Below are 15,513 nucleotides of genomic sequence, written 5' to 3'. Positions count from 1 at the left end.
TCCCCACAAACAAACTTTCCTTGCAACATCTTCATGAAGTTTGTTCATGTTTGTTTGTCTTTTCGCTCCACAAAATTATTTGTTCTATCGCTATTCCCATGATAATTACAAAGACTACAGTTAAAAGGAGTCTCGTTATCATAAACTTCAGTCCAAGAAATTGGAGCTCCACTAGCTCTTGAGGAATCTTGATGCATGCCCATGCTGAAAGAGATGCAATAATGTTGGAGATACGGGCGCCTTTTTTAAGTAAAGCCGCGGCTATTGGAAAAGCCACGTAAAGGGGACCTGTAGGAAATGCTCCCATGAGTATAGCAAGGAATATACCTTTTATTCCAGAACTTCTTCCCAAATACTTTACGATAACATCATTCGGAACAAACACTGCAAAAAGTCCCATCAATATTATCACGGCGGGCAGTATCAGAATCATCTCCACAAAGAACCCTTTTGAAGATGAAATTACGGGTTCTCTCTTTTCGGGAAACATTAATAGCAAAACCACTGCAATCACTAATGTAATCCCTAAAAAGAGCATATCTTTTACGAGTCCCTTTTTCTGTTTCTCTTTCGACATCATCTTTTTCATAATATCGCCCCCATGATAAGCCCGATGATAATTGCAATGATAAAGCTCAACCCATTTCTAAGCAACGCCAGCTTTTTCCCCAATATCCTTATTTCAAGAGGCAAAGTGACCATTCCAATCATTGTCAGCGTGGTTATAAAGACAGCAACTGAGGTAATCGAAGCCCCTTTTTCAAGGAGAGATGCTGCCAACGGGAAGGATATCAACGAAGGGATATGGAGTATTGCTCCCAAAAATGCAACAGTGAGCACTCCTTTAAACCCCGCGTTTTCACCGACAATCTTAGAGATTTGACTTTCTGGCACGAAACCAGAAAGCAAGCCTATAATGATTATTATGGCCAAAACAGTTGGGAAGATTCTAAAGAATGAGATCACTGCCATCTTTAGTGCTTGTTTTGTTTTTGCAGGGTCCTTTATTAAAGCAAAAACCAGACATACAACAGCTAAAGCATTTATAAATACAGTAGTCACATTCATTGAATTCCCTCCCCCACAATATATGAAAAAAGATTTGATTATACGCCCTAAAAGTTTTTGGTAGAATAAAAAAAGTTTGCAAAAAATTAATCCTTCAAAGCCTCATCCAAAAGACTCAGTCCCAAATTAAGATATTCTTTAGCCTTTTCTTCACTCCTTGCCTCTGCGAAAATTCTTATTATCGGCTCTGTTCCGCTTGCCCTAACTAAAACCCAGCCATCGTCAAAGAGAATCTTTGTTCCATCGGTTGTGTCAATTCTAAAGCCCTTCCGCTCTGCAATTTTAGCAACTTTTTCAACTATTGCATACCTATCGCCCTCAATGTGTCTCTTTGTTTTCACCTGATAGAACTTGGGAAGCTCGTTTATAAGCTCACTGAACTTCTTTCCGCTCTTTGCAAAGATTTCAACTATCTTTGCCACAGTCATTGCTCCATCTCTGCCTAAGACATGGTCTGGGAAAATTACACCACCGTTCTCTTCTCCGCCGACCAAACCATTGTGCTCGAGCAAAGCCCTTGAAACTATCAAATCACCAACCTTTGTCTTGAGAACTTTTCCATTGTACTGCTTTGCAAGCTCATCAATTATGTGTGAGGTTGCTATTGTTGTAACAACCAAGCCTCCACCATGCTCTTGAAGCATTGCCTTAACAACGAGAGCAAACGTTTTGTCTCCCTGAATGAAGTTTCCATTTTCATCAATGAACACTGAACGGTCTGCATCTCCGTCTTGAGCCACACCAAAATCTGCCCCTAATGCTTTGACAATCTTCATGAATCCTTGAAGGTTCTCTTCGTTTGGCTCAGGATTTCTTGCTGGGAAGTGCCCATCTGGATGAGCATTCACGCTGACAACCTTACAGCCAAGCTCCCTAAGTAGGTAAGGCAAAACTAACGAGCCAGCACCATTTGAAGTGTCAACCACTACAAAGGGCTTCCTCTTCTTTATTGCCTCCACGTCAACCTTAGACTTTATTGCATCAATGTAGGGTCTTATTATGTCCCTTTTCTCCAAACGACCAATTTCGTTCCATTCTGCTCTATCAAACTCTTCCTTGAAGAATAGATCTTCTACAATTGCTTCTCTCTCCTTCTTTAAGCCCAATCCATTTGGCTCTAAGAGCTTAATCCCATTGTATTCCGGAGGATTGTGAGATGCAGTAATCACAGCCCCACCATCGACTCCAAAGTATCTGCATGCGAACTGAATTGCAGGAGTTGGAGCAATATCCACATCAATAACATTTATTCCAACACTTAAAAGCCCAGAGATTAGAGCATTTTTCAACATTTCACCGCTCACTCTTGTGTCTCTTCCCACAACAACCCAAAGTCCCTTGTCCGGCTGTTCTCTTTTTAATAGAGTCCCAAATGCCATTCCTATCTTGAGAGCAAATTCGGGAGTTATCTTTTCATTTGCGATTCCCCTGACTCCAAATGTTCCAAACAGCTTTCCCATTTCCACCACCTTTTCGCAGTTTCTTAGATTTTAATGTTTATAAAAAGGCTAAAAGCAAAAAAGCTCCACCTCAATCCCTTCCAAAGTCATCTTGGAACCTTACTATGTCATCTTCCCCAAGATACTCGCCTATCTGGGTCTCAATGACTTCCAAAACTACTTTCCCAGGGTTCTCTAATCTATGTTTAACCCCAGCAGGGATGAATGTACTTTCGCCAGGTCTCAAAAGGATTTCCTTATCTCCAACTATGACCTTTGCTGTTCCCCTAACAACGACCCAGTGCTCTGAGCGGTGATAGTGCATCTGGAGGCTCAATTTTTTGCCAGGTAGAACTGTCAAGCGCTTGATTTTGTAGCGATCTCCTTCTTCAAGGACAGTATAGCTTCCCCAAGGTCTGTAAGCCGTTCTGTGAACGATGACCCTTTCGTCGCCTTTCTCTTTGAGCTTCTTGTAGACCTCCTTAACCTTCTGGCTTTCTCCTCTGTGAGCAACGAGCAGTGCATCTCCAGTGTCAATTATGATTAAGTCCTTCACTCCTACTGTTGCCGTTAAGCGCTCGGTCATGATGAGATTATTCTTTGAGTCTATTCCTATGTAATCTGCCTTTAATCCTCTAATCTTAACTGCATTCCCGTTCTCATCTTTCTCGAATGCATCGTAGATTGCATCAAAGCTTCCTAAATCGTTCCAATAAACATTCAATGGCACAACTGCGGCTTTGTCAGTCTTTTCCATGATCCCGTAATCAACTGAGATGTCTGGAACTAATTCATAAGCTTCCTCGATGCTTTTGGCCTCTTCAAATGCATTGTAGATTTCTGGAGCTAATCTTTTGACCTCTTCAATGAAAAGTTCTGTGTCAAACATGAACATTCCACTGTTCCAGTAGTAGCCCTCCTCAACATACTTTTTCGCAGTCTCTAAGTCCGGTTTTTCTTTAAATTCGGCAACTTTATAACCGCCTTCCAATTTCTCTCCGGGCTTTATGTAACCGTAGCCAGTATGGGGCTTTGTAGGTTTGATTCCAAATGTTACAAAGTAGTTCTCAGCAAGCTTTTCTGCTGTTTTAAATGCTTTAATGTATTTTTCATTTATATCAATTAAATGGTCCGATGGCAAAACAGCGACCTTCGATTTTCCAAAGTTCTCATGAATGGTTTTCAGCCCCCAGTAAATTGCTGGAAGGGTGTTCTTCCCTATTGGCTCGAGAAGAACATTTTCCTTTGGAATCTCTATGCCCATATCCCTAAGTTCATCAAAAACTCTAAAGCGATACTCCTTATTAGTTACTATAAAAATTTCCTTGGGTTTTGAGAAAAGCAAAGCTCTTTCTATTGTCTTTTGAAAGAGCGAAGTATCATCAAATATCCTTATAAATTGTTTTGGCATTAATTCTCTACTTAGTGGCCATAAACGAGTTCCTTTTCCTCCAGCTAATATCAGCGTTTTCATTTTACCACCTCCAGCAGCTCTTCTATTGAATTTATATTCACAGCATTTGGATGTTTCAGATTTCCAACTATGAAGGCTTTATCAACAACTTCAAACATGGGAAAGTCATTTAGTCCATCGCCAACGGCATATGCTTCTACATCTCCAAAAAACTTGGAGTAAAGGAGGAGCAAAAAGTGCGCTGCTTTTCCTTTGTCTGTATTTCCATGAACGTTGTAAAATCTGCTTCCCTTTGAAACCTTAAGACCTTTAGATTTAATTGCTTCAATGAACTGTTCATCCCTCCAACGAAAGATAGTTTCCGAGTATTCTCTCATCATTGCAAGCTCTGCTAAATGTCTCGGAAGCCCTGTGAACTCCATAACCTCTTCAATACTTGAATTTCCATAGTATTTTAAGCCAAACTCTTCGCTGAGCTCATCAAGCACTTGTTTAATGACGTCATATTTCCCACCGAGTTCCATTACAAAGTACTTTCCTACTTCCCTCGTAAAATTGAAACTGAATGGGAAATGTTTCTTTGGAATATATATTGCACTTCCAGTCTCCACTATGAAAGGATCATCAACATCTAACGCTTTCCGGTAGTACTCCTGTTCAGCTCTGGTTTTTGACGAATTAAAGATTATCTTAAAGCCTCTTCTTTTCAGTTCATCAATTACAGCTTTAGCTGGTTCTGGAGAGTAGTCATCTCTAATTAGAGTCTTATCAAGATCAAGGAATATCACTCTCATTTAATCACCTACAGACCAAGTTTGAGTAAGGTTTCAGAGTTGTTCTCAACAATTCTCATCCATTTTTTGATATCAATGTCTTTAATCGGAGGCATTACAATTGGCCTTGGTGGTTCTTCACTTTCCCCTATTATGCCATGCATCCTCAAATCTTCTAGTATCCTTTTCTTGAGACTTTCTGAAGCCAAAGTCGAGTGATAAACGGTTGCCAGAGACATCAAAATCATTTCCTTTACATGTCTCTGTCCCTTATCTTCATGAAAGTGTGGATTGAGAGTTTCAATTTGGAATATCTCAATCCCCTGATCAAAGACATCTTGATACTCCTCAACCCCTTCCCATCTTCCAAATCTCTCAAGAAGATAAACTATCTCATATGGCTCTATTGAGTAACCAGTTGAGAATGGCATTATCTCAGCCAGCTTCATGGTCATTGCATGCTCTCCAGCATTGCCAGTGACCATTATTGTAGTCTCAAAGGTAGTTTGTTCACTGATTAGCTGATTGAGGTAGCGGTTTGTAATTTCACTTACCCTTCCCCATTTCTTGAAATATAAGCTACCCTTTGTAACTTTAGGCTTATGCCTCCAGTGAAGGCGAACCATCGTGTATTCACTCTCGCTCATGAGAAAGCCAGCGGCATAGTCTTTTACATATTCATTAACAGCTCCAGGAATGTAGTTATCGGCATCAACAAATCCTACGTATTTTGCACCAATAGCTTTTGCAAGTAAAATTCCAATGACCATTCCTTCACCCTTGCCACTCCTAACATTTCCCTTCCCATCAAGTATTTCAGTATAGCCAACTTTTTCAAATGCCTTGGCTATTCCAGAATCCTTTTGGTGAACCATGATAATCTTTGAGTGAGTCAAATTGTAGAAGTGCCTGACTAAGTCCACTTCTTGCCTATACCTGTTAGGACCTTCCCTTTTGCTGTTTGAGACTATGATTATAGGGCACTTGTGAGGTATTGCCTTGAGGACACCATCAACTAAATGAAGCTTTTCGTTTTTCATTGGAACAACAACTGCCATCTCTCCCAGTGTGCGGTAAATGTCCTCCCTCGGAATGTTCATGACAGTAAACATCGGCACTTCCTCTGTCTCAGTGTCCATTTTGAGGAGCTTTTGCAGCTCATAAATCTTAACAGCTCCAAATATTTCCTTGTAAACGGGAGCTTCTAAAAGCATAATTATCACCTCCAGATGATTAGAACAAAATGAAATCCCATCAAGACCCTTTAAACTGTAAATTAAACTCCATGAATTATTAGTAAATTTGCGTATATAAAATTTACCAAAGAAGAAAAAGAAATCATTGTCTTATCGCAAATTCACTCACAAAGGCTGAGCTTGAAATAGTGTCTCCAATTCCAACAGTGCTCTTCGGTGACGCAACTATTTTCGTTGGTATAAACGTCAACTGTCTGTCAGTCATATCAATTACTCCATTTTCAACTTCACCAAACTCTTTCTCAAGCTCTTCTTCAATAAAGAATGCCTTCTCGTTTGTTGGCACACTTAGAGCATCTCTAATTTGGCTTAAGTTTTCTAGGTTGCCGTACATTGCTTTAGCTGCAGCTGCTAATGCTGCAAATAGCAGAGCATCTCTAACTTTCTCCCCCCTGTACTGAGTCAATGCCATGTAATAACCATAGGTATGGAAGTGAATTCTTTGAATTCCAGTCTCATCCATGAGAAGATGTATTGCATCTATAACTGAGAACACATGGCCTTCAAGCACTTCTCTTGCAAGCTCCTCATCCCCAATTATTTCCATCAAAGATGCCAATTCAACTTCATTCAGCCCAACACTTGTGAATTTTGGCAGTAAGTTAATAAGGGTCTCTCTGACTTTCTTGTTTGCAGTGTAGGCAAACTCAAAATGGCTCTTAATGTTCCTCTCATTGAGCACATCAAGCTGAGCTTCAACTTCATTAAGGACATCCTTGTAAGTCGTGCCATCTTCATAGAATTCTTTTAAAACTTGCAGACCGCTTATTATCGCCAAATCAACGTTCTTGACTATCTTATTGAAGTGCTCCTTAAACTCATCCCTTATATAGACTCTAGCGTTGTAGTCATCAGCATTTGCTATGAATCTGTTTTCTCTTGGGGCAACTATGTCAAACACTTGGAATCCTCTTGAAAATTCAAAGATATAGTGAATTAGCTCTTCTTCATTTTCTTTCACGGCTTCTTTAGGATGGACAAGCTTAAATTCCCCCTCCTCAAAGACCGGAACATAAATTGGACCGTCAACAAATAACTCAGCTTGGAGCTTTGGATTCTGAGGAACATGAACTATAGTTGGGATTCTGTAAACTCCACCCAACAAATTAGCCATTATTCCTGCTTGTCCACCAATTCTAAGTTCATCCCAGCCCCATTCCCTCAAATAATTGCGCACGCCTCTGTCTTCGACAAACCATTCCATAGCCTTTCCAAGCTTAATGCTCCTCAAAATTCCAGCGAAAAGCTCTTCGAGGGAAGTAACTTTCTCAGGAGGATTTTCCATCAGCTCAAAAACTCTCTTTTTTCCAACTTTCTCAACTCTCTCCTCGAGGTCTTCTTTGTCAAGATATTTTATTGCATCAATGTTGGTGTTGTAAGCTAAGAGAACCCCTCTAACTCTCGGCAATGCGTTAGTTGCATTCTCAAACGCGTTAACATAAAGACTCTTCCAGAGCCTAATTTTCTCTTTTAAGCTTTTTTTCATTGAAGTCACCAAATATTACTACAAAGAACAAAAATAATTAAAGGTTATGGTCTAGATATCTCGAGGAAAAAATAAGAACCTAAAAAGACTAACCCGACTCATCATTAATTAGGCATAGCCTTGATACTATATATGAACCCTCAGGAAATCTCTGAACAATTTTTATAGGGATACCCTCCGATGTTGTCGTTATTTCAACATTGGCACTTCCCCATTTTGCAGTAAACCTATATTCTCTAACACCCGTAAGAGACTGAAGACGTGATGGAGACACAACTTTAACATCAGTTAACTTTGAGAGTCCACGTTTCCATCCAATTATGCATCCATTATTCTCGATATAGGAAATGTATTCTTGAAGAGGAATCAAATAGAATTCTTTAAAGTTGGAATCTGTTAAGGGATATTTCTCAGTGTTATTCACTAGGATATATCCTGAGTACCTACCTTTGTTTATAGTTAAGTTAAGTATAGTTGAAGCCTACGTCCTGTTGAAAAATTCGCATCTTTATAAACAATGTAATTGCTTCCAATTTTCTTAACTTCGTGATAATACACTATTGTTAAGTTGGGATTTATTAGTTTACCCGTCTCACTGCAAACAATATCCTTAGAGGCTATCAAATCCAATTCATCTTTCATTTTGTCAATTGACGGTGGTTTATAGGTTAAGTAAGAGTAACTTAGAGGCAAAAGTATAATAAACACAAAAACCAATGCTACCATTAACTTTTTCATGGACTATACCCCCTGTATTCATAATGCATAATCTGCTGAAATTTTGCTATTCTGTGATAAGCCAATCAAAAACAAAACTCCAATAATCAAACTTACTATTCTTCTTCGCATTCATTTCCCCCCAAAGAGAAAGTTTCATTAATACTAAATGCAGAAGTCATAATATAAATATTTCTGTTATATTAGCAATTTAACTATAGCCCTAGGTAAAAAGTAAGAAAAATTTAGAGCAAAACAGTTCACTCCTTCCACTTTGGATTGTCTTTAACGACTACTTTCCCATCTTCCTCAACAACTATCTTTGAAAAGCCCTTCTCCTTTATCGTTCCGTAGTCATGACCAGCATCAGCTGGATAGATAGCCAAGAAGATAAAGGGTTCATTTCCGGTATTAACTGTCCTGTGAGCCCAATAGGGTGGAACATAAACTATTGTCCCGGGCTCCATTTCAATAAACTTCGCATCTCCCTCCGGTGTCTGCAAGAGCATGCCACCTTTTCCTTTCAAAGCAAAGTATATTTCTGCTCTATCAGCCTTTGCATGATAGTGACCCTTTGTGAAGAAGAATTCCTTTCCAACTTTTCCTGGATAGAGAACAGTTGTTGCAAAGTTCAAATCCCCCTCTTTCTCCTCCTGCTCAATTGCATAGACCTCATAGACAACTGGGTCTTCCTTTTCTACAAGCTCTTTCCATGCCTCCTCATCAAGGAAATACCCTTTCATGTCGCTCAGCTTTCTCACTAGCTTTTTGGCATTTTCAATTATTCCAGTTTCAAAATCAAGCTTAACTCCAAAAGGCTCTTTGTACATCAGCATCACCTCTAATATAGCTTATGCAGAAAGTATTTTAATTTTTCCCTTGTGTATCACTGAAAGTGTTAAAAAGAAATCAAACCAGAGACCTCAGAATATACGCTACCCCAATTGCAACAGCCCAATAACCAGCGTTCCACTTGAGAACTTTGTAGCCATCGAGAGGTGGAAACGGCAAAAGGTTGAAGAACGCTATCCAGAAGTTCACTATAGCAGTGTAGAATAAGGATATCATTGCATGAAGTGGAAGTGATAACGTCTTCAGCAAAATTAAAGCAACTATTCCAACTATTATGTTTGTCAAAGGTCCAGATAAGCTTATCCATCCCTCTGCTTCTTTATCTTCCCAATACTGATAAGGCGCATAGATGTAAACAGCACCTAATGCGGCAAAAAATATTGCATGACCAAATATTACCTTCCCTACTATACCGAGCAAGAGAGCTATTACAATCCCAGTGTCCCATCGCTTGTAGAACGCTATATAGCCATATTTCTTTGCAACCTGCCTGTGAGCCAATTCATGAAAAACAAAAGCCGTAAAAACAGCTAAAGCAACATAGGGCATGTTCTTTAGCTCAAAGTTTGAAAACAGAATTAGCAGCACTATATACGAAACCGCCAAATCTTCAAGCTCTTGCTTCCTAAAATCTCTAAGAACCAACATTACCTCCCCCTGATTTCAATCTTCTTTCCCAAGACAAGCTCTGCAGCTTTTACGGCAGAACCTCCACTTCCAACGGCAATTCTCACCTGATCCTTTGGAACATACACTATAATCTTGTCCCCAGAGTACTCAACGTCTATAACATCAACGCGGAGCATCTGCTTTAAGCGTTCAATCATTTTTCATCCCCAAAGTAAATTGAGATGCCTAAATATAAACCTTAACACTTGCTTTAATCGAAATCCCAGATAGTTCTTCCTTTGTAGAACATCATGACATAGCCACAGTTTTTGCAGATGACTATCTTTACTTTATGAGCCGTAAACCCCCATTTGCTGTCGAGCTTACCTTCCTCAACTTGAAAATCTGTTCCGCCACATAACGGGCATCTTAACTGTTGCCTTTCCATAATTATCACCAAAACTACATTACCTTGGCGATATAAAAGCCTTGTGTGAGTTCAATATCCTCTCTATACCTTTCTTATGTCCCAAACCAACGACTGCAATGACTTTAGGTTTTTTAATCCCTTTTGCTTTTAGACTGTCCACAATAGCGATTAAATTCCTAGCCATTATTTCATTTCTTTCCTCAACGAGAACACGATACAGATAGGGATATCTCATTTTAAACTGAGTCATCATGACTTTAAAATCCATAATAATATCCTTTTCCTCGCGTTTAAGCGGTAAGGGTATAAAAACTGCCAAGCTTTCTAAAAGAAGTAAAAGCTTCTCTCTAAAAGGTGCTTTGAGAATCTTCATTGTTATAATATTTATATCCTCATCGATGAGATATAAAGGAACTCCCAAAAGACCCGCCAGATTTATTGCTTCCATCATCTCCCCACCGGGTATCATACCAAACTCTTCTCCCAGCTTTTCCTCAACCTTTGTTAGGATATACTGAATAATTCCTTTCCTCCCGTACTTCATTGCATCTCCGAATGCCATCTTTTGGGGATTTCGTATTGCATAGAATCTCCTTCTATCAAGCTCTATAGCTACAGCATGTGGTTTTTCCCCCAGTATTATTTTCCTAACCCTCTCCCTGCTTTCTGGAGAGACATGCATTGTTCCAATGACTTTAACGTATCGAAGATAGCTCATAACTTTCACCCTTTAAACTTATTTTATCGAAATCTTTTGGGACTATAAATTTATGGTTACATAACTGCCTCACTTTTTGGAAATACTCATCGTATTTGTACCTAGGTGCCCTATGGAACAAAGCCAAAAGCTTAACCTTAGCTTTCTTTGCCACTTCACAGGCTTCGTTCACAGTTGAATGATAACTTTCTCCTCTATCTTTATCGCTTAGGTAAGTTGCCTCATGGATAAGCAGATCCGCTCTCTCTGAGAATAACTTAACTCTCCCACAAGGCTCTGTATCTCCTGTGTAAACAACCTTAACTCCTCTCCTCCTCTCCCCAGTAACATCTTCAAGGTGAATAATCCTCCCATTAATTTCGATTTTTCCCTTAAGCTCAAGCTCTTTCATCCAAGGGCCAGGTTTTAAGCCGAACTCACTAATCTTTTTCAAATCAAAGTTTCCACGCTTGTCTTTTTCTTTAAACACATAGCCCAAAGCTGGAATGCCGTGTTCAACCTTAAAGCTCCAGATTTCATAATCCCCAAATTTTAACCTTGTCTCACCAAGCTCATGGACGTGAATTTCAAAGCTCGGAGCAAAAAAGCCGCTCTTCAAATAGTTTTGTATAAATTCAAAGGTGTATTTTGGACCATAAATGTGGAGGGGCCTTTGTCTGTTCCAAAGAGTCATCGTCTGAATTAAGCTCATCAAGCCAAGATAGTGGTCTCCATGGAAGTGAGTTATGAAAATCTTTTCAATCCTCATTGGACTGAGCTTAGCAGTGTTAAGCTGTCTTAAAGTTCCTTCACCAACATCCCAGAGTATAATCTGGCCCTTATAACGTAGGGCTATTGAAGGAACGTTTCTCTCTCTGTTTGGCATTATCCCGCCGGTTCCCAAAAATATAACTTCAAGCATGATTTAGAGTAGGGAGGGGAGGTAAAAAGGTTATCGCCTATCTAGCTCTGAACTACAACTCAAAGAATTAGTCCATAAGGTTAAATATCTAAAGCCCCAAAAATATTAGGGGTGAAAGTATGGAGGAGATTCTTAGAGCAATTGAAGAAAAGGACTGCAAAAAGGTTGCACGCCTTTTGTACTATAAGGTTGACGAGCTCGGCGAAGAGGACTTAAAAGAGGTTCTCGAAAAAGCTGAGAAATTAGCCTTAGAGTGTAAAGATCCTGAGCTATACAAGTTGGTTGTTTACTATTATCTCGAATTCCTTGAAATTGATAAAATATCAGAATTCGAAAAGCTCGCTGAAAAGGAAGACACATTCGAAGCTAAATATCATCTAGCAGATTTATACTTCCTAATTGGAAATCTCGAGAAGTCTCTTGATCTTTACAGGCAGTTGCTGGAGGAAGAAATCGAGAAAGGGAACAAGGAGAACATTGCAAAGATTTATTACAATATGGCACTTATCCATGAGGAACTAATGGAATACGATAAAGCACTTGAACTAATGGAAAAAGCAGAAGAGATTCTGAAAGAACTTGGAAGAGAGGAAGATGTTCTCCACATCCAGATTTATAGAGCATACGTAACTTTTGAGAAGGGAGATATTCCAACAGCAAAAGCAAAACTAGCCGAGATTTTGCCAAAGGTTCTTGACAAACCCCAGCTCAAAGCCCAAATTCACTTAGCATTTGAAGAAATATTTGAAGAGCAGGACAACTATGAAGCTGCTCTACAGGAGTGCCTCTATGCTATGATAGAAGCTAAGGAAGGGGAGTACTTCGATATTGCATTTGATGCACTAATTGACGTAATCTGGCAGCTCATGATCGAAGATGAATTCGAGATAATTTACAACAACATTGATATGTTCGCCAATGCCGTTCCAGAGCTGAAGGACTTCTTTGAGGGCATTAAAGCAATTGCACTGTTCAAAGATGGCAAGGTTGGAAGAGAAGAAGTAAGTGAGGCCGTGCTTAAAGTTAAAGACAGAAGGCTGCTTGATTTACTCGAATTTTTAGGCGAAGCTGAGCTTTGATCCTTTTTTCAATTTTCACTGGTGATGGAATGGATATTAGGATTGCCAGGCTTGAAGATACTAATGGGATTGTAGAAGTCCACTGTTCCGATGTAGAAGAGTGGTATCACTACGAAAATGGACAGAGAAGAGAACCAGATTCCTACGATAATTTAACTCTCAAAGAAAGGTATCTACATGGCGGACCTTGGATGAGTATTGAAACACGTGCCATTCATTTGAATAACCTCCTTCTTAACGGGCAGATTCCACTGGTAGCGGAAATTGAAGGCAGAATTATTGGAGAATTGGAGCTGTTCATAAGCGAAGAGCTCATAAATGAAAGAACCAGGAAGATAGCCCACATAGACGTCCTTGAAGTTCACAGAGAGTTTAGAGGACAAGGAATAGGGCGGGAACTTGTAAAAGCGGCTGAAGAGCTTGCAAGAAAAGAGAAATGTGAGCTTTTAACAGTGACACCAGAAAAAGAGGCAGTAAAGTTTTACGAAAAAGTTGGAATTAAAGACATCCTTCATAAGGGTTGCTTCATTAGTTTCGACCTTTCAGCGCTTCCAAATAGAGAGGTCAAAGGACTTAATATTCGGGAGTTCTCCTGGGAAGAAGTTAAGGACAAAGAAATGACTCTTGGAAAATTCCAAAGCTCTTATCATCACTGGTTTACAGCGTTTAAGGATAAAATAGCTGGGGTAGACAATACCCTTTACTTCGAAAGCGGACAAATTGGAGAGAGCTATTACATTCTTGAGGGAAGCTTCTTTGGAAAAGACATTGCAACGTTATATGCATGGGGAGACAACATTGAGAAACTCATTCTGCAGATTGGAAGTAGAGCGAAGGATGTGGGATTTAGAGAGATTAGGACTTCAATCTCAGAAAAAGACCTTGAGAAAATTCAAACTCTCAAGCCCAAAGTCCTTGACAGATTTATCATCCTTGCGAAGACACTATAATTGGTATGCCTCCGTGCTTAACCCAAAAGACGTTTTAAATCATGCTTCGTGTTTATGTTAAAGAAGCTCTCTTTAAATTCTTCAGGAAGGTCATCAATCATAATATAACAAGGATCTGCCCTCTCTATCGCTTTTCGAATCATATACTCTCCTTTCTCTATCTGCTCTTTTAAAATTGGGAGAAAATCCTTGGAGTAAACAGCATGCAACGGTTCTATATATCCATTTGCCCATATTGGGATGCATGCCAAAGATTTACTCTCATAAAAGCGCTCAACAATGTAATCTACAAATTTTGGATTTATCAGCGGCATGTCTCCAGCAGCAATGAAGGCATCACCAACCTCTTTTAGAGCCACAAAAATACCCCCAATCGGTCCAACTAAGAGGTCATCAATCAGAACCCTAAACCCCAATGCTTCAAAATCTCTCTTTTTTTCTTGACATGTAACGATTACTACATCATCAATACTCTCAGCTTTCAGTAATCGCTCTATGGTGTGCATAACAATAGGCTTTCCATCAACTTTGTAAAGTAGCTTATTCTCACCAAATCTTCGGGACTTCCCACCAGCCAGTACTGCCGCTATCATCTTCCTCGCATTCCCATACATGGCAAGGAGTATAAAAAAGTTGAGTTGTCATTTCTTCAAAAATTAAAGAGAAAGAATTAAATTCATGAATTTTTGTTCATGAATGCCAGGTGAGAAAAATGCTCGCAATTAGATGGTACGGGAAGAGAGACCTAAGGCTCGAAGAAGTTAGAGAGCCAAGTATAAAACCAGGCTTCATTAAAATCAAAGTAAAAGCCTGTGGCGTCTGTGGGACAGACTTAAATGAGTATCTAAATGGTCCAATTTTTATACCAACCAAAGAGCCCCACCCTCTCACAGGAAAAACTGCTCCAGTCACCATTGGTCATGAATTTGCTGGCGAGGTTGTTGAAATTGGAGCAGGAGTTAAAGGCTTTGAAGTAGGTGATAGGGTTGCCGTCTTTCCAGTAATTCACTGCGGTGAGTGCTACTTTTGTAAGAGAGGTATGGAAAACCTATGTGTAAACTTTGGAGTAACAGGGTTAAGTGAAGACGGAGGTTTTGCCGAATATGCCTTAGTCAGGCCATATCAGGCATACAAAATACCAGAGAGCGTTTCATTTGAAGAGGGTGCATTAGTTGAACCACTCTCAGTCGGCGTTAGAGCTGTTAAAAAGGCTCAGCTGATGCCCGGTGACAGCGTAGTGATAATTGGTGCTGGACCCATTGGCTTATGTGTCCTTTTAGTTGCAAAAGCTTCTGGAGCAGGGAAAATAATTGTTGTAGAGCCTTCCAAAGCTAGGAGAAAGAAGGCAGAGGAGATCGGTGCTGATATAACAATTAATCCAAGTGGAAAAAGTGTTGAAGAGGTTATCGAAGAGATAAGAGGAGAGACAGAACTTGGGGCTGATGTCAGCTTTGAGTGTGTTGGACTAAACGAAACGTTCAAGGTTGCTGTGGAAAGCATAAGAAAAGGTGGTAAAGCAGTTGCTCTGGGAGTTTTTAAATGTCTGACATCTTTCGATGCTAAAGGACTTGTAGTTGGAGAAAAGAGTATAATTGGATCGGTCTCCCACAGTGCCGATGACTTCTGCAGGGGAATTTCTTTAGTTGCATCAAAGAGGGTTGACGTTAGGCCTTTAATAACTTCAAAGGTTAAACTGGAAGAAATAGTAGAGAAAGGCTTCGAGGAGCTCATAAAAAACAGAGATAAACACGTGAAGATACTTGCTGCTGAAATATAAAGGTTTAAAGCTTTCTTTTATTTTATACCCCATAGAGGTGATTG

18 protein-coding genes are annotated in these 15,513 nt (G+C 39.7%); 3 read left to right on the top strand and 15 right to left on the bottom strand.

Annotation, left to right across the window (positions count from 1 at the left end):
- Positions 1-31 precede the first annotated feature (31 nt).
- From TES1_RS00685 to TES1_RS00620, 14 genes are all read right to left on the bottom strand, one after another.
- Positions 32-589, bottom strand: coding sequence for a permease (locus TES1_RS00685; RefSeq protein WP_096325219.1), 558 nt, complete (start codon positions 587-589; stop codon positions 32-34).
- Positions 586-1,068, bottom strand: coding sequence for a permease (locus tag TES1_RS00680; protein WP_042679302.1), 483 nt, complete (start codon positions 1,066-1,068; stop codon positions 586-588). Before TES1_RS00680 ends, TES1_RS00685 begins: the two co-directional genes overlap by 4 nt.
- A gap of 86 nt (positions 1,069-1,154) precedes the next feature.
- Positions 1,155-2,528 (bottom strand): phosphoglucosamine mutase, encoded by a 1,374-nt coding sequence (gene glmM, locus TES1_RS00675; RefSeq protein ID WP_042679298.1) that lies wholly within the window; start codon positions 2,526-2,528, stop codon positions 1,155-1,157.
- A gap of 70 nt (positions 2,529-2,598) precedes the next feature.
- Complete coding sequence (locus TES1_RS00670) at positions 2,599-3,981, bottom strand: mannose-1-phosphate guanylyltransferase/mannose-6-phosphate isomerase (protein ID WP_042679296.1); 1,383 nt, start codon at positions 3,979-3,981, stop codon at positions 2,599-2,601.
- A complete protein-coding gene (mpgP, locus tag TES1_RS00665; RefSeq protein ID WP_042679294.1) occupies positions 3,978-4,715 on the bottom strand; it encodes a mannosyl-3-phosphoglycerate phosphatase in 738 nt (245 codons plus the stop codon). The genes TES1_RS00670 and mpgP overlap by 4 nt, the downstream gene beginning before the upstream one ends.
- Before the next feature lie 8 nt (positions 4,716-4,723).
- On the bottom strand, positions 4,724-5,908 hold the full coding sequence (gene mpgS / locus TES1_RS00660) for a mannosyl-3-phosphoglycerate synthase (RefSeq protein WP_042679292.1): 1,185 nt from the start codon (positions 5,906-5,908) through the stop codon (positions 4,724-4,726).
- A gap of 124 nt (positions 5,909-6,032) precedes the next feature.
- Positions 6,033-7,436: an ADP-specific glucokinase gene (locus tag TES1_RS00655; protein WP_042679290.1), complete on the bottom strand. Its 1,404-nt coding sequence runs from the start codon at positions 7,434-7,436 to the stop codon at positions 6,033-6,035.
- A 459-nt stretch (positions 7,437-7,895) separates the two neighbouring features.
- A complete protein-coding gene (locus tag TES1_RS00645; RefSeq protein WP_042679287.1) occupies positions 7,896-8,174 on the bottom strand; it encodes a hypothetical protein in 279 nt (92 codons plus the stop codon).
- 239 nt (positions 8,175-8,413) lie between these two features.
- Complete coding sequence (pgiA, locus tag TES1_RS00640) at positions 8,414-8,983, bottom strand: glucose-6-phosphate isomerase (protein ID WP_042679285.1); 570 nt, start codon at positions 8,981-8,983, stop codon at positions 8,414-8,416.
- Between the two features lie 79 nt (positions 8,984-9,062).
- Positions 9,063-9,653: a site-2 protease family protein gene (locus TES1_RS00635; RefSeq protein WP_042679283.1), complete on the bottom strand. Its 591-nt coding sequence runs from the start codon at positions 9,651-9,653 to the stop codon at positions 9,063-9,065.
- Positions 9,653-9,832: a KH domain-containing protein gene (locus tag TES1_RS00630; RefSeq protein ID WP_042679281.1), complete on the bottom strand. Its 180-nt coding sequence runs from the start codon at positions 9,830-9,832 to the stop codon at positions 9,653-9,655. The genes TES1_RS00635 and TES1_RS00630 overlap by 1 nt, the downstream gene beginning before the upstream one ends.
- Before the next feature lie 53 nt (positions 9,833-9,885).
- Complete coding sequence (locus TES1_RS10900) at positions 9,886-10,062, bottom strand: zinc ribbon domain-containing protein (protein ID WP_227738523.1); 177 nt, start codon at positions 10,060-10,062, stop codon at positions 9,886-9,888.
- Between the two features lie 19 nt (positions 10,063-10,081).
- On the bottom strand, positions 10,082-10,762 hold the full coding sequence (locus TES1_RS00625; protein ID WP_042679279.1) for a TraB domain-containing protein: 681 nt from the start codon (positions 10,760-10,762) through the stop codon (positions 10,082-10,084).
- Complete coding sequence (locus tag TES1_RS00620; RefSeq protein ID WP_042679274.1) at positions 10,740-11,663, bottom strand: ribonuclease Z; 924 nt, start codon at positions 11,661-11,663, stop codon at positions 10,740-10,742. Before TES1_RS00620 ends, TES1_RS00625 begins: the two co-directional genes overlap by 23 nt.
- Positions 11,664-11,782: 119 nt before the next feature.
- On the opposite strand from TES1_RS00620, the gene TES1_RS00615 reads away from it, so the two are divergent.
- Together TES1_RS00615 and TES1_RS00610 are read left to right on the top strand one after the other, a co-directional pair.
- Complete coding sequence (locus TES1_RS00615; protein ID WP_042679272.1) at positions 11,783-12,742, top strand: tetratricopeptide repeat protein; 960 nt, start codon at positions 11,783-11,785, stop codon at positions 12,740-12,742.
- A 29-nt stretch (positions 12,743-12,771) separates the two neighbouring features.
- Positions 12,772-13,692 (top strand): GNAT family N-acetyltransferase, encoded by a 921-nt coding sequence (locus TES1_RS00610; RefSeq protein ID WP_042679270.1) that lies wholly within the window; start codon positions 12,772-12,774, stop codon positions 13,690-13,692.
- 17 nt (positions 13,693-13,709) lie between these two features.
- Here the strand turns inward: TES1_RS00610 and mobA are convergent, their stop codons facing one another.
- Positions 13,710-14,285, bottom strand: coding sequence for a molybdenum cofactor guanylyltransferase MobA (gene mobA, locus TES1_RS00605; protein WP_042679268.1), 576 nt, complete (start codon positions 14,283-14,285; stop codon positions 13,710-13,712).
- Positions 14,286-14,404: 119 nt separating this feature from the next.
- Here mobA and TES1_RS00600 point away from each other — a divergent pair, with 119 nt between their 5' ends.
- The gene (locus TES1_RS00600; protein WP_042679266.1) at positions 14,405-15,469 is read left to right on the top strand and encodes a 2,3-butanediol dehydrogenase; all 1,065 of its coding nucleotides are present in this window, start codon (positions 14,405-14,407) and stop codon (positions 15,467-15,469) included.
- Positions 15,470-15,513: the final 44 nt, after the last annotated feature.

Origin of the sequence: Thermococcus paralvinellae, assembly GCF_000517445.1 — an archaeon.
GTDB classification, from domain to species: domain Archaea; phylum Methanobacteriota_B; class Thermococci; order Thermococcales; family Thermococcaceae; genus Thermococcus_B; species Thermococcus_B paralvinellae.
The sequence above is the reverse complement of the archived record's forward strand: the minus strand, read 5'-3'. Positions and strand labels throughout refer to the sequence as shown.